13 protein-coding genes are annotated in these 14651 nt (G+C 71.3%); 5 read left to right on the top strand and 8 right to left on the bottom strand.

What is annotated here, in order from left to right; all coding sequences use genetic code 11:
- Positions 1 to 18: 18 nt before the first annotated feature.
- Positions 19 to 222, bottom strand: coding sequence for a cold-shock protein (locus tag IEY87_RS21085; protein ID WP_189140445.1), 204 nt, complete (start codon positions 220 to 222; stop codon positions 19 to 21).
- Positions 223 to 545: 323 nt separating this feature from the next.
- Between IEY87_RS21085 and IEY87_RS21080 the strand changes: the two genes are divergently transcribed.
- The gene (locus IEY87_RS21080; RefSeq protein WP_189140444.1) at positions 546 to 2606 is read left to right on the top strand and encodes an ATP-binding protein; all 2061 of its coding nucleotides are present in this window, start codon (positions 546 to 548) and stop codon (positions 2604 to 2606) included.
- Here the strand turns inward: IEY87_RS21080 and IEY87_RS21075 are convergent.
- On the bottom strand, positions 2512 to 3654 hold the full coding sequence (locus IEY87_RS21075; protein ID WP_189140443.1) for an acyltransferase family protein: 1143 nt from the start codon (positions 3652 to 3654) through the stop codon (positions 2512 to 2514). The two genes, IEY87_RS21080 and IEY87_RS21075, sit on opposite strands and share 95 nt — an antisense overlap.
- 241 nt (positions 3655 to 3895) lie before the next feature.
- Between IEY87_RS21075 and IEY87_RS21070 the strand changes: the two genes are divergently transcribed.
- On the top strand, positions 3896 to 4867 hold the full coding sequence (locus IEY87_RS21070; protein WP_225277214.1) for a lytic polysaccharide monooxygenase auxiliary activity family 9 protein: 972 nt from the start codon (positions 3896 to 3898) through the stop codon (positions 4865 to 4867).
- Positions 4868 to 4988: 121 nt separating this feature from the next.
- Here the strand turns inward: IEY87_RS21070 and IEY87_RS21065 are convergent, their stop codons facing one another.
- Positions 4989 to 6293 (bottom strand): ROK family transcriptional regulator, encoded by a 1305-nt coding sequence (locus IEY87_RS21065; RefSeq protein ID WP_189140442.1) that lies wholly within the window; start codon positions 6291 to 6293, stop codon positions 4989 to 4991.
- 290 nt (positions 6294 to 6583) lie between these two features.
- Positions 6584 to 7996, bottom strand: coding sequence for a xylulokinase (xylB, locus tag IEY87_RS21060; protein WP_189140441.1), 1413 nt, complete (start codon positions 7994 to 7996; stop codon positions 6584 to 6586).
- An 89-nt stretch (positions 7997 to 8085) separates the two neighbouring features.
- Between xylB and xylA the strand changes: the two genes are divergently transcribed.
- From xylA to IEY87_RS21045, 3 genes are all read left to right on the top strand, one after another.
- Complete coding sequence (gene xylA / locus IEY87_RS21055; RefSeq protein ID WP_189140440.1) at positions 8086 to 9261, top strand: xylose isomerase; 1176 nt, start codon at positions 8086 to 8088, stop codon at positions 9259 to 9261.
- 238 nt (positions 9262 to 9499) lie between these two features.
- Positions 9500 to 9811, top strand: coding sequence for an STAS domain-containing protein (locus IEY87_RS21050; protein ID WP_189140439.1), 312 nt, complete (start codon positions 9500 to 9502; stop codon positions 9809 to 9811).
- Between the two features lie 184 nt (positions 9812 to 9995).
- Positions 9996 to 10922, top strand: coding sequence for a CAP domain-containing protein (locus tag IEY87_RS21045; RefSeq protein WP_189140438.1), 927 nt, complete (start codon positions 9996 to 9998; stop codon positions 10920 to 10922).
- Positions 10923 to 11098: 176 nt separating this feature from the next.
- Here the strand turns inward: IEY87_RS21045 and IEY87_RS21040 are convergent, their stop codons facing one another.
- From IEY87_RS21040 to IEY87_RS21025, 4 genes are all read right to left on the bottom strand, one after another.
- On the bottom strand, positions 11099 to 11434 hold the full coding sequence (locus IEY87_RS21040; protein ID WP_189140437.1) for an Atu4866 domain-containing protein: 336 nt from the start codon (positions 11432 to 11434) through the stop codon (positions 11099 to 11101).
- 75 nt (positions 11435 to 11509) lie between these two features.
- On the bottom strand, positions 11510 to 12253 hold the full coding sequence (locus IEY87_RS21035; RefSeq protein ID WP_189140436.1) for a hypothetical protein: 744 nt from the start codon (positions 12251 to 12253) through the stop codon (positions 11510 to 11512).
- Positions 12254 to 12341: 88 nt separating this feature from the next.
- The gene (locus IEY87_RS21030; RefSeq protein ID WP_189140435.1) at positions 12342 to 13451 is read right to left on the bottom strand and encodes a pyridoxal phosphate-dependent aminotransferase; all 1110 of its coding nucleotides are present in this window, start codon (positions 13449 to 13451) and stop codon (positions 12342 to 12344) included.
- A gap of 102 nt (positions 13452 to 13553) precedes the next feature.
- Positions 13554 to 14579: a LacI family DNA-binding transcriptional regulator gene (locus IEY87_RS21025; RefSeq protein ID WP_189140434.1), complete on the bottom strand. Its 1026-nt coding sequence runs from the start codon at positions 14577 to 14579 to the stop codon at positions 13554 to 13556.
- Positions 14580 to 14651: the final 72 nt, after the last annotated feature.

Genomic DNA, 14651 nt, shown 5'->3' with positions numbered 1-14651 from the left:
CGTGCAGGTGCGTCGTCCTTAGACGGGAACGATGTTCTCCGCCTGCGGGCCCTTCTGGCCCTGGGTGACGTCGAAGCTGACCTTCTGGCCTTCCCGCAGCTCGCGGTAGCCCTGAGAGGCGATGTTGGAGTAGTGAGCGAAGACGTCGGCGCCGCCGCCGTCCTGCTCGATGAAGCCGAAGCCCTTTTCGCTGTTGAACCACTTAACGGTGCCAGTCGCCATGTCGATCTCCTTCATAGGCGCAAAAGACGGAATCCGCAGGTCACGAACTCCATGTCGCCGCAATCGACCCATCCGGAAATGACCGGCGAAAAGACAAATGCGCCCGAGGGCTTACATCCCGTCAGGCGCACACGAAATCCATGGGTACCAGAACTGCGAACACACGGATCAGCCTACCACGACCCCCCGTCCCCCACACCACGTCGGCATGTGGCCAGTTCAGGGCGTCGAGACGGCGCGCTAGCCAACAATTGCTGAAAAATACACAAGCACTGTGCCCTTTTACGCAATCCTGACCACAAGCGAAAAGTTAGGGTTGCTGCATGTTGTCCAGTCTTGACGGGGAATATTCATCGCTGGGGCAGCGCATACAGGCCGCTCGCGACCGCGCGTTCGTGGGGCGCGGCGAGGAGCTCGCTCTCTTCCGCGCGACGCTCGGCGCGGACGGGTCGTTCGGGGTGCTGTATGTGCACGGACCCGGCGGCATCGGCAAGTCGGCGCTGTTACGGCGCTTCGCCACCGAGGCCAGAGCGGCCGGCCGGCGGGTGGTGACCGTTGACGGGCACACCGTGGACCCCTCCCCCGCCGCCTTCGAGGCGCAGGCCGGCGAGGTGCTGACCGGCGAGCGGGTGGTGCTCCTGGTGGACACCTTCGAGCTCTGCCAGGGCTTGGCGGGCTGGCTGAGAGAGCGGTTTCTGCCGCGCGTGCCGGTGGGGGCGCTGGTGGTCGTGGCCGGCCGGAACCCGCCCGACCTGCGCTGGCAGGCCGACCCGGGCTGGGCGGAGGTGCTGCGGGTGATCCCGCTGCGCCCGCTGGCTCCGGAGGAGGCCATGGAGCTGATCGACGCCCGCGGGGTGGCGTCCGAGCTGCGCGAGCCCCTGCTGGCCTTCGCCGGCGGGCACCCGCTGGCGCTCTGCCTGGGCGCCGCGGTCGCGGCCAAGGACGAGCGGGCCTCGGTCCGCTGGACGCTGCGCAAGGACGTCGCGAAGACGCTGCTGGACCAGCTCGTCGGCGAGGTGCCGTCGCCGGCGCACCGCCGCGCGCTGGAGGTGTGCGCGCACGCCAGGACGACCACCGAGGAGCTGCTGCGCGCGGTGCTGCCGCAGGACGCCGGGCCGCTGTTCGAGTGGCTGCGCAGGCTGCCGTTCATCGAGTCGAACCGGCACGGCCTGTTCCCGCACGAGGTGGTCAGAGACGCGCTGGAGGCCGATCTGCGCTGGCGCGACCCCGAGGGGTACGCGACCATGCACCGCCGCATCCACGCGCACCTGGCCGCGCGGGTGCGCGTGGCCGGCGACCAGGCCGCGCCGGCGGCCATGGGCTCGCTGTTCTACCTGCACCGCGGCGACGGGGTGACCTCGAAGTTCCAGGGCTGGCAAGGCGACGGCGAGGTGCACGAGGAGCCCTTCCGGCCCGAGGACCGGGCCCAGGTACTGCGCATGGTGGCCGAGGCGGAGGGCCCGGAGTCGGCGGCCGACGCCGCGTTCTGGACGAGCCGGCGGCCGGAGTCCTTCTGGGTGCACCGCGACACCGAGACGGGCGAGCCCGTCGGCTTGATGGCGTGGCTGGTGCTGGCCGAGCCCAGCGAGGAGGAGCTGGCCGCCGACGTGATGCTGGGCCCGGCCTGGGAGCACATCCGGGCCACCGCCCCCCTGCGGCCCGGAGAGCACGTCGCCCTCTGCCGCGCCTGGGTGGTGCCCGCCCATCAGGGGCCCTCGCCGGTGATGGACCTGGTCCAGTGGCGCGCCATCGGCGAGTGCCTGCGGGCCGACCGCCTGGCCTGGGCGTTCATGGTGATGCGGGACCCGGACTCCTGGCGCCGCTACCTGCGCCACCACGACCTGCACGACCTCGCCGTACGGCTGCGTCGCGGCGAGGAGACCTACGGCTTGTTCGCCCACGACTGGCGCGTCACGACCGCGGAGGCGTGGCTGGAGCGCATGGGGCGGCGCGGGCAGTCCGGCCCGCAGGCCACCGCGCCGCCGGAGCCGTCCGGTCTGCGGGTGCTGTCGCGGCCCGAGTTCGACTCCGCCGTACGCGAGGCGATGCGCAGCCTGTCGCGGCCGGGAGCGCTGGTCGGCAACCCGCTGACCCGCACCAGGCTGGTGGCCGGCCATCCCTCGCCGGACCCCGCCCAGGCGCTGCGCGAGCTGCTCGAGGAGGCGGTCGAGCAGGTGGGCGCGGATCCACGGGCGGTCCGCCAGCATCAGGCCGTGGTCTCCGCCTACCTCAGCCGGGTGCCCACCCAGGAGGCCGCCGCCGAGCGTCTCGGGCTGCCGATCAGCACGTTCAGGCGCCACCTTGCGGGCGGGCTGGAGCGAGTGGCGGAGAGACTGTGGCATCGGGAGGTGTACGAGGTGCCCGAGGCCCCGCCAGACGCCTGATCAGCGGGCCGACGGGCCGCTCCACCCAGCGGTACACGGCGTAGGCGGCCAGGAGCATCACCGCGATCAGCCCGGTCACCAGCACGTACCGGTTCACCGAGTCCCCGATCCGGTTGATCAGGATGAACCCGATGTGGGCGTGCAGCAGGTAGAGCGGGTACGTCAGCGCTCCGGCGGTGGCCAGCCATGGCCGGGCCAGCCGCTGGAGCACCCGCAGGGCGATCAGCGTCATGATCAGGAAGATCACCACGACCACCGCGACGACGACCACGGAGTCGTACGCCACCCCGTAACGCTTGCCCACCGAGTCGGCGTACCCGATGGCCCGGTAGGCGGCGTTGCCCAGGCAGAGGGGGACGATCAAGGCGACCTGCCAGTTGAGCCCGTACTCGTACAGCAGGAACAGCGCCATCCCGGCGATGAAGTAGTGCGAGAACTCCGACTGCACGACCAGGTCGGCCGCCCCCGGCAGCAGCCCGGTCTGGACCAGGGCGGTCAGGCCCAGCCATCCCCACATCAGGATCATGACCCGCGTCCTGGTCATGCCGACCAGGGTCAGGAGGCCGATGAGGAAGTAGAACCTCATCTCGGTCCACAGCGTCCAGTAGACGACGTCCACGTTGGCCACGTTCGGCACGGCCTGGAACATCGTCAGGTTGACCAGCACCTGATAGAGGGAGACGTCGAACATGCCGGCGCCCAGCGTCACCGTCACCAGCGTGGTGGCCGCGATCCCGACCCAGTAGGCCGGGTAGAGCCGGGCCAGCCTGGACACCGCGAAGGCGCGGGGGGTCCTGCCCCACGCGCTCATCAGCACCACGAAGCCGCTGATCAGGAAGAACAGGTCCACGCCGAGATAGCCGTAGCGCGCGACGCCTTCGAGCTCGGGGAACGCCACCGTGCTGTGTCCGCCCACCGGCCCGGAGAAGGCGTAGTGGAACACCACCACGCACAGGGCGGCCACCAGGCGTAACCCGTCCAGCTCGTACAGCCTGGCCGAGCGCCGCCTGCGGCTGACGTACGGTGCTTGTTCTTTCCCCCTGATCACGAATGCCAGGATGGGGCGGATCGGCGCTCAGTTCCCAGTCCGATTCGCTACCAATCACCGCTCAGTCCGCTCAGCCCCACCCGAGCGCGCCACCCACCCCCGACCGCCTCGGCGTAGGCCCGCATGATGATCCCGTCCGTCCGGCGGGTAACCGCGCTTGGCGCCCTTGCGTGAACTTGTCCGGCGGGCGGCTCGTACCTGTACGAGGACGGGTTGCTGTCTCGCTGAGGAGGTCTTCGACGTGGCCGTGCTTCACCGGATCGTGGGCACCGCCGTGCTCGGGGCGGGCCTGCTGCTGCCGGCCCTGTCGGCCACGGGGGTGGCCGTCGCGCAGGAGGCGTCGGCGCATGGGGTCCAGGTGGTGCACGGGGGGCTGACCAGCCCGGTCAGCCGGGCGGCGGCCTGCGGGGTGGAGAGCACGCTGAAGGCCGGGCCCGCCTGCGTGGCCGCCGCCAAGGTGAGCGGCCGGCTGATGGTCGAGGAATGGGACGACCTGCGGGTGGCCGACGTCGCGGGCAGGGACCGCGAGATGATCCCGGACGGGAAGTTGTGCAGCGGCGGCCTCGACCAGTTCGGCGGCCTCGATCTGGCCCGCGCCGACTGGCCCGCCACCGACCTGGCGCCAGGCGCGAACTACACCTTCCGGTATCGGGGCACGATCCCGCATCAGGGGACCTTCCGGATGTACGTCACGGCGGACGGCTACGACCCGTCCCGGCCGCTGACCTGGTCGGACCTGGAGCGAAAGCCCTTTCTCAAGGTCACCGATCCGCTGCTGACGGACGGGTCGTACACCATGAAGGGCCGCCTGCCCGCCGGCAAGAACGGCCGCCACCTGATCTACACGATCTGGCAGAACTCCGACACGCCGGACACGTACTACTCCTGCTCCGACGTGGTCTTCGGCGACGCGGCCGATGCCGAGTCCCCCTCCGCGCGGACTTCCGACGCGGCGGACGCCGAGCCTGCCTCCGTGGAGACCCCCGACGCGGCCGTTGCCGAACCCACCTCCGTGGCCACGCCCGACGCGGCGGACGCCACTGCCCCCGACGTGGGGGACGCCGAGGCCCCCGACGACACGCCGGCCGTGGCGAACGCCGGGACCGACGCGCCCGCCGTACAGGACGGCGACCTGGTCTGGGTGCTCGGCGCGGCGGGCCTGCTCGCCATCGCCACGGCGGGCGCGATCGTGGTGCTCCTACGCCGCCGCTGACCCCTCGGACGCCTGGCCCGCCAGCGGCGGCCCGGCGGGCGTCACAGCCCTCGGGCGCCTGGCCCGCCGACGGCGGCCCGGTGTCACAGCCTTTGTACGCCGCGACCCCGGCCGGGCCCGATCACGACCACAGGGCGGCCGGGTCCTCCACGATGGCGCGGACCGTGACCAGCGCCGCGCCCAGCAGCGGCCCGCGCCTGCCCAGCTCGGAGACGGTCAGCGCGCCGGAGTCCCACGACCGTACGGTGACCCGCTCGGCCAGCTCGCGCCGCATCGACGGCAGCAGCCACGTGCCCAACTCGGCGTAAGCGCCGCCGAGCACCACGGCCGCCGGGTCGAGCAGGTTGACCGCCCCGGCGAGCGCCGTGCCCAGCGCCGTGCCCGCCTGATCCAGCGCGTCCAGCACCCGAGCGTCCCCCTCCCCCGCCCGGACCGCGAGCATCTCGATCACATCGCGCCGCCCCCCAGAGACCCCCCGCTGCCCGAACCCTGCCGCACCGGCACCGGAGGCGACCCCCAGTCCGTTGACCCCCTCAACACCACCCCGGCCGGCCACAGCCTCCACCGCACCGCTGGCGCCACCTGCGGCGGGTGTACCCGCGGCAGCGCTGCCGGTGCCGTTCTCGGCGGGTACGCCTGCCATGCGGAGGACCGCTGACTTGCCGGCGTACTGCTCCAGGCAGCCGCGGGCCCCGCAGGAGCACGGATGGCCCTCCGGGTGGACGGGCATGTGCCCGAGCTCGCCCGCGAGTCCCCGCGCGCCGCTGAACAGCCGTCCGCCGACGACCAGGGCGGCGCCGATGCCGCTCTCCGCCGAGACGTGGACGAAGTCGGCGGCCACCGGATGTGCCCACAGCTCGGCGAGCGCGCCCAGGTTGGCCTCGTTCTCCACCCTGAGCGGCAGCTCGCCGGGCCACAGCGCGGCGACGGGGACGTCGTGCCAGCCGAGGTTGGGCGCGTGGTCCACGGTGCCGGGCACGTCACCGACCAGGCCGGGCACCGCCACGATCGCCGCCACCGGCCGCAGCCCGAGGGCGGCGGCCTGCTGGGTGGCGTCGTCGGCCAGGGCGGACAGGCGGGTCAGCGCCTCGGCGGGGGTGAGCGCCGCGTTGGCGCTCTCCACCCGGATCCAGACCCGGACGGCACCGCGCAGATCGGTGACGCACGCGCCCAGGTGCTCGACGCCGACCTCCAGCCCGAGCCCCGCGGGACCGCGCTCGCTGACCTCCAGCGCGCTGCCCGGTCGCCCGACCCTGCCGTTGGCGGCGGGCCCGAGCTCGGTCAGCAGCCCGCCGGCCAGCAGTTCGTCCACCAGGCTGGAGACGGCGGCCCTGGTCAAGCCGGTGTGCCCGGCCACCGCCGCCCGCGAGATCGGGCCATGGGCGGCGACCGTGCCCATCACCAGGGCGAGATTGTGCTGCCGCATACCCTGCTGCGACGCGGGCCGCCCACGCGGCGCCGCAGCCCCACCCAGCCCAACACGCGAGGCCACAGCACCACCAGACTCACCACCCGGCCCGACACGCGGCGCCACAGCACCACCAGGCTCACCACCCGGCCCAACACGCGAGGCCACGGCACCACCAGACTCACCACCCGGCCCGACGCGCGGCGCCACGGCACCGCTGGGCTCGTCGCTCGGCTCGACGTGGGGTGCCGGGGCTTCGCCGGTGGCGATCCGGTGGTCGCGTCTCGTGTTCTCCGGGTTGTCGCTGATCAAGGTGCGGTGAAGAGTGGCTCGGCCCGGGGCAGGGTGGCGGCGATCCGTTCCACCGTCTCGACGTCCCTGGGCAGCGGGTCCAGCAGCTCTCCTTGCGCCGTCCCCCAGCGGCGGGACACCTCGTCCGGCGCCTCCCCGGTGACCAGCGCCGCCGCCTGCGCCGCGGCCCCCAGGGCGACGAGTTCGGCCGCGGCGGGCACCAGCACGGGCCGTCCGGACAGTCTGCGGATCGTCTCACGCCAGGCGGTGCCCCTCGCGCCGCCGCCGATGAGCAGCAGTGGCACGTCGGGGTCCGGCTGTTCGCCGCCCGCCCGCAGCACGTCGTCCAGCGCGCCCAGCAGCGCGGCCGCGGTGCCGTCGTAGGCCGCCTGGAGCAGTTGCCCGGCGGTGGTGTCGTGGCGCAGGCCGTACAGCAGTCCGGCGGCGTGCGGCAGGTTGGGCGTCCGCTCGCCGTCGAGGAACGGCAGCACGACCGCCTCGCCGCCGGGCTCGACGGCCTCCCGGTCACGCCCCAGCAGCTCGGCGATCTTGTCGACGGCCTGGGTGCAGTTGAGGGTGCAGGCGAGCGGCAGCCAGTTGCCGAGGGCGTCGGCGAAGCCCGCCACGATCCCCGTCGGATCCTGCGGGCGCGCGCGGGAGACGGCGTAGACGGTGCCCGAGGTGCCGAGGCTGAGCACCGGCGTCCCCGGCCGCACGCCGAGGCCGAGGGCGGCGGCCATGTTGTCGCCGGTCCCGGAGGCGACCTTCGTGCCCTCGGCCAGCGGGCCGCCCGCCCGTACGGTGCCCGCGAGGCCGGAGACCACCCGCGGCAGCATCGCCGGGTCCAGCTCGGCACCGCGCAGCAGCTCGGTGTCGTAGCCCTCGGGCGTCCACCAGCCGGTGCCGGAGGCGTCGCCCCGGTCGGTGACGGCCTCGCCGGTGAGCCGCTCGGTCAGGTAGTCGTGCGGCAGCCGGACGGCGGCGACCCGGGCGGCCGCGGCGGGCTCGTGCTCGCGCAGCCACATCCATTTCGCGATGGTGAACGCGGCCGTCGGCACACTGCCGGTCCGCCGGGCCAGCTCGTCCGCACCGTACTTGGCGGCCAGGCTCGCGGCCTGGCCCGCGGAGCGGACGTCGTTCCAGAGCAGCGCGGGGCGCACGGGCGCGCCGTCGGCGTCCAGCGTCACCAGCCCGTGCTGCTGCCCGCCGACGGAGACCGCCTGGGCCGCCGCGGCGTGCCCGGTGCCCTCGACGGCCACGCACAGCGCCTGCCACCACTGCTCGGGATCGCTCTGCCGGCCCGCCCCTGAGCTCACGACGTGCGCGGCACGTCCCTCACCCAGGATCGCGCCGGTGTCCACGTCCACGGCGAGGGCCTTCGACGATTGGGTAGAGCTGTCGATGCCTATGACGACGCGCTGTGGCGACATGCCTCACTCCTCACGATCATGGGGGCGGTCTTCCCACCGCCACCCTTCGCATATTAATTTGTTTTTTGCCCTTACGAATAGGAGTCCCGATGACTGACAGTCTCACGCCCCGCCCCGAGCACAAGTTCACCTTCGGCCTCTGGACGGTCGGCTGGCAGGGCCGCGACCCGTTCGGCGACGCCACCCGCCCCGCTCTCGACCCGGTCGAGAGCGTCAACAAGCTCGCCGAGCTCGGCGCGTACGGCGTGACCTTCCACGACGACGACCTGATCCCCTTCGGGTCCACCGACACCGAGCGGGAGAGCCACGTCAAGCGCTTCCGCCAGGCCCTGGACGCGGCGGGCCTGAAGGTGCCGATGGCCACCACCAACCTCTTCACGCACCCGGTCTTCAAGGACGGCGGCTTCACCGCCAACGACCGCGACGTGCGCCGCTTCGCGCTGCGCAAGACCATCCGCAACATCGACCTCGCCGTCGAGCTGGGCGCTCAGGTGTACGTCGCGTGGGGCGGCCGTGAGGGCGCCGAGACCGGCGGCGCGAAGGACGTGCGCCTCGCCCTCGACCGCATGAAGGAGGCCTTCGACCTGCTCGGTGAGTACGTGCTCACCCAGGGCTACGACCTGCGCTTCGCCGTCGAGCCCAAGCCCAACGAACCGCGCGGCGACATCCTGCTGCCGACCGTCGGCCACGCGCTGGCGTTCATCGAGGAGCTGGCGCACCCCGAGCTCGTCGGCGTCAACCCGGAGACCGGCCACGAGCAGATGGCCGGGCTCAACTTCACCCACGGCATCGCCCAGGCGCTGTGGCACGGCAAGCTGTTCCACATCGACCTGAACGGCCAGACCGGCATCAAGTACGACCAGGACCTGCGCTTCGGCTCGGGCAACCTGCGTGACGCCTTCTGGCTGGTGGACCTGCTGGAGACGGCCGGTTACGCGGGACCGCGGCACTTCGACTTCAAGCCGCCGCGTACCGAGGACTCCGACGGCGTCTGGGCGTCGGCCGCCGGCAACATGCGCAACTACCTGATCCTCAAGGAGCGCGCGCAGTCCTTCCGCGCCGACCCCGAGGTCCAGGAGGCGCTGCGGGCCTCCAGGCTCGACGACCTGGCCAGGCCCACCCTGGCGGCCGGCGAGTCGCTGTCCGACCTGCTCGCCGACCGCACCGCCTACGAGGACTTCGACGCCGAGGCGGCGGGCGCCCGCGGCATGGCCTTCGAGCAGCTGGACCAGCTGGCGATGGACCACCTCATGGGTGCTCGCTAGGCGGACCAGGTCCCGGGCCCGCCTCTGGCGCCGAGGCGGGTCCGGGAGCTCGCACGATCACCGTGCACAGCGACAGAAGGATTGCTGAGGGTAACGAACCGGGAAGAGGTGATAGAAACCCTTATATGGATGATTATGGCGAAGATTCCCACAATCAACCGGTCTTAGCGGTACGTGACCAAGCGAGCACCTACGGATTCGGTGCCCGCCCGCTCCGATCGGTGAAGGAGGAATCGACATGGACGTGGTGTCGGTCGGCACATTGACGGACGGCACGCTGCCGGTGGTGCTGCGCGGCGAGGTCGAGTTCACCAACGCGGCCCGGATACGGGAGACGATCTCCGCCGCGATCGCCGGGGAACGGCCCGCCGCGGTGCGCGTCGACATGTCCGAGGTGGCGTTCCTGGACTCCTCCGGGGTCGGAGTGCTGGTCGACGCGATGAAGGCGGCCTGGGAGGTCGGTGCTTCCTTCGCCGTGGTGGAGCCCACCCCGAGGGTGTACGACCAGCTGCGCATCGCCGGGCTGCTGGACGTCTTCGGCCTGTCCTGAGCCCCGCCCCGCCCGGTTTCGACCGGCCCCGGTCGCCGTGCGTGGCGCGGTCAGGCCGGTCCCTTAGACGCCTCTTGTGTCACTTTGGTTTACCCCAATATCCGTAATTTCAGGACAGAGCGGTTACCCACTCGACAGAATGCGGATTCCATCCAGCATCAACCGCAACTGGAGGGATTCCCATATGCGTAAACCCTTAGGGGTGCTCGCGTGCCTCGTCAGCGTCGCCGCCCTGTCGACCCCCGTCGCCACGGCGCACGCCGCGACGGAGTCGCAGGCAGCGTGCCGCGTCTCCGTGGCCAAGCCGCAGGTCAACGACTTCGGCAGGATCCAGGCGTCCGCCACCCGGCGTGGCTGCCTGTTCAACGCCGTCGTCCGGGTCCGGATCAAGCGCGCCCAGCCCGGCGCGGACCCGGTCGTCAAGAGCGGCGCCAGGAAGTCCCGCAACGCCCGCGTCACCATCGCCCTGCCCTGCGCTCCGGGCGTCTACTACGCGGTGGCGACGGACTACCGCGGCCACAGCAGCAAGTCCCGGCCGGTCCGGCTGTCCTGCTTCCCCACGGACACCCCCACGCCGACCGTCACGCCGACCACCACGGTCACCCCCACGCCGGTCCCGTCCTCCAAGCCGACGACACGGCCGACGACACGGCCGACCACAAGGCCGACGTCCACGCCGGCCCCGACGCGGACGAGCACCGCGCCGCCGTCGGGCACGGTCGGTTCGGCCGAGGAGAACGAGGTCGTCCGGCTCACCAACGCCGAGCGCGCGAAGGGTGGTTGCCAGCCGCTCAAGCACGACGCGCAGCTCCGCAAGGCCGCCGTCGACCACTCCGCGGACATGGCCGCCAGGAACTACTTCAGCCACACCTCACAGGACGGCCGCAGCTTCCTGGACCGCATCCGGGCGGCCGGCTTCACCGGCGGCTCAGGCTGGGCGGAGAACATCGCCAAGGGCCAGCAGACCCCCGCCTCCGTGATGAGCTCCTGGATGAACAGTTCCGGCCACAAGGCCAACATCATGAACTGCAGGTACAACCTGATCGGCGTCGGCGCGGTCAAGAACTCCTCGGGCCAGATCCTCTGGACCCAGAACTTCGCCGGCCGCTGACGGGCCCCACCTGATGGTCTCCGTCGCCTGATGCGAGGAGCCCCGGCGACGCCTCGCGGCCCCCACCCGCGAGGCGTCGCCCTCCCCGGCCCGCCTTGAGCCCCAGCACCCGCCGTACGGCCATAAGTCCGGACGCCCGGCCCCGTACGCCTTAAGGCGCCTGAAGGCCTGTACGGTCAGCGTTCGCGGTGCATGACCATGCCGCCGTGGTGGAGGACGTCCGGGCTGACGAAGGTGCCGTCGGCGGTGAAGCCGGTGTCGTCCACGTAGTCGATGTGGTCGCCGGTCACCGTGTAGCCGCCGGTGTAGGCGCGCTCGCGCCCGTCCCGTGCCTCCTCGTAACGCCCGTCGGGCAGCAGCTCCTGCCGGATCCGCCCGTCGGCGGTCACCCACATCCCCACGTACGGATGCGGCGTGGCCGGACGGTCACAGGCGTTCAGGGCGCCCATGGCGACGAGAAGGAGCAGCAGTCTCCTGATCATGGTCAGTGCCTTCCAAGGTGAGCCGGTCATGCTCCCCACCCTGACCCGGCGCCAACGCCGCAACCAGACCGCCGCTCTCCGGGGTGCGGCACACCCACGTTCGGCTCACTCGATCAGGATGCGGGGCAGCACGCCGGTGATCGCCACGTGCAGGAGGAGGGTGGCCAGGTTGTAGGCGATGTGCACGGCGATCGCCGCCACCAGGCCGTGCTCGAACAGGACCAGGAACAGGAACATGCCCAGGTACCACGACCAGATCCAGCCGATCAGCCCCTGGTAGGTGTGGCTGTTGCGGAAGCGGCCGTTGCTGGTCAGGATGGCGGCGGCGACCGCCCACGGGGCGGTGGTCAGCACCTCGTGCAGCCGCCCGGCCGTGGCGAAGTCCGTCACCGGGATGAGCACCTCGTTGAAGATCCACGGGATCGGGTGCAGACCGGCGAAGCCCAGCACCACGAAGTCCGCGATCACCGCCCCGGCGATGGCCGCGTAGAACAGCAGCCACCGGAACAGGACCTCTTCCAGGGCGCTGTGGAAGATGAGCTGGAACGGGCCCAGCGTGATGACCCGTCCCGGCGGCGGGACGTCGCCCCAGGCGAGCTGCCGCTGGAGCTGACGGTGAGGTGGCAGTTTGATCAGCGTCAGCAGCAACCCGGCGGCCATCGGCGGCCAAGCCAGCAGCAGCGAGTCGGTGAAGGCGGTCCAGACCGGTTGCTCGACGTACCAGAAGGTGCCGAGCTCGAACGGGATGAGGTCGGGTCGCAGCCACTCCAGCAGTAGCACCAGGACGATGGAGAGCCCGAATCCGAACGGCAGGAGGGAGCAGGAGACGGCGAAGCCTAAGCGTGGCATACGCGGACCCTTTCGGGGGATTCAGCCTCCTTCCATCATGCCCACCGGACGGCTGCCGCGAGCGCCCGCCGGCGGCGGGTGACCGCCGTCAGGCGGACAGCGGGTTCACGTGCCGATGGTGCATGCCGACGACCGGTGTCTCGTGCAGGCTGCCGGAGTAGAGGAACTGCGTCATGCCGACCAGCAGCCGGCGCACGTCCTCCTGCGGCCGCACCACCAGGCGCAGGAACTGGCTGGTCGTCCCCAGCTTGTTGCCGCATTCGCGCACGTACACGCCATGCTCGGTGAGCAGGTGGTCACGCAGCGGCACCCCGTCGAACCCCGCGGGCAGCTTCACCAGCAGGAAGTTGCCCTGCGAGGCGTAGACCGACAGCTCCGGCATGCAGCTGAGCTGGTGGAACATCGCCCGCCGGTCCTGGGCCAGCCGCCTGAGGCTCTCCTGGTACTCGCCCATGAACTGCTTCATCATGAACACGACGACCTCGGCGAAGGAGTTGAGGTTCCACTTGGGCAGCGCGTCGCGCACCTTGCCCGCCAGCGCCGGATTGGCCACCATGTAGCCGAAGCGGATGCCGTGCAGGCCGAAGTTCTTGCCCAGGCTGCGCAGCACGATCACGTTCGGCCGCACCGCCGCCTCGGCGGCCACGCCGGGGTACGGCTCGGCGTCGACGAAGTCGCCGAACGACTCGTCCACGATCACCAGGTCGAGGTCGATGAGCTCGTCCAGCAGCCGCAGCACCTCATGCTTGGGCAGGTAGCCGCCGTCCGGGTTGTTCGGATTGCAGATCACCGCCACCCGCGAACCGCGCATCCGGATGAAGGAGACGTACTCGTTGACGTCGAGGCCGAAGTTGCGGTTCTCCAGCAGCGGGAACATGTCGACCCGCTTGCCGGTCTCCATCGGCTGGTCGGTCCAGCGGCCGAAGGTGGGGATGGGCACCGCCAGGCTCTCCCGCACCAGCAGGTGGTCGATCCAGGTGATCAGCTCGGTGGAGCCGTTGCCCATGGCGACCGTCTTGGGGTGCAGGCCGAGCGTGGAGCTGAGCTCCGCGGTGATGGTGTCGGCGTCGCTGGGGTAGAACTTGAGGATCGTCTCCAGGTTCCGGCCCAGGTGATCGAAGATGTCCGGGGTCGGGAAATACGGGTTGCACGGGATGCAGAAGTCCACCGGGGCGCTCTGTCCCACCGAACCCCTCATCAGCGAAAAGTACGAGGGGCTGTGCGCCTGTGCGCGCAAAAGGCTGAGCTCCACCACACCTCCATGGGCACACTTTGTCCGATGTGTGGAGGTACGTACTGATCAAGCGGCAGGTTCAGCCGTGGAGCGGCGCCGCACCAACCGAACCGCCAGCTTGGTGTCGCGGCTGGTCATGCCGGGCCGCTGGATGCGCTGCACCAGATGCCAGACCGCCTGCGCGCCCAGCAGCTCCTTGTCGGCCGCGATGGTGGTGAGCGGCGGCGAGGCGTGCGCGGACATGGCGACGTCGTCGTAGCCGATGACGCTGACGTCGCCAGGGACGCTCAGCCCGCGGTCGCGCAGCGCGTCCAGCGCGCCCAGGGCCGACTCGTCGTTGGCGCAGAACACGGCGGTCGGCGGCTTCGGCAGCGCGAGCAGGGCCGCCATCTGCTCGTAACCGAGCGCGGAGCTGAAGTCGCTGCGCCTGACGTAGGAGGAGGGCACGCGCAGCCCGTGCTCGGCCAGCGCCCGCCGGTATCCGGCCAGCCGCCGGGCGGCGGGCACGATCCGGTCGTCGGCGGTGATGACGGCGGGCGGCGGGTCGGTGTGGCCGAGCTCCAGCAGGTGGCGGGTGGCGAGGTAGCCGCCGGTCTCGTCGTCGTGCCGGATGTGGTCGACGGGCAGCTCCTCGACGGCGTGCTCCAGCAGCACGCAGGTGACCCCCGCGTCGAGGATCCGGCGCAGGTAGTCGCGGTCGGGCGCGAAGCTCAGCACCAGCAGGCCGCTGACCTGCTCACGCTCCACGCACAGCGGCAGCCGGTCGCCGCCGGGGTGGACCACCTCGTACGTCATCGACAGCCCCAGCTCCGCGCAGGCCTGCTGCGCCCCGGACAGGACGGGGGCGTAGTACGGGTTCGACGGCGAGAACATGTCGCTCACCGAGGAGACGAACCCGATCAGCCCGCTCTCCCTGACCGCCCGGCGGGCCCGCGGCCGATAGCCGAGGTCCTCGGCCGCCCGCCGCACGGCGGAGCCGGTGTCCGGCGAGACCCAGGACTTGCCGGAGAAGACGGCGGACGCGGTGCCGATGGAGACGCCCGCCCGATCGGCCACCTCCTTGAGCGTGGCCCGCCCAGGCACCCGTCCCATGGATCCCCCCATCACTGAACTTCATCTCACCGTACTGAAATTTCAGCCAGCACAGGGGACGTAAGCAGACAT

The sequence above is a fragment of the Nonomuraea glycinis genome (assembly GCF_014646515.1).
GTDB lineage: Bacteria > Actinomycetota > Actinomycetes > Streptosporangiales > Streptosporangiaceae > Nonomuraea > Nonomuraea glycinis.
Note: the sequence above shows the minus strand (reverse complement) of the source record. Positions and strands in the feature narration are given on the sequence as shown.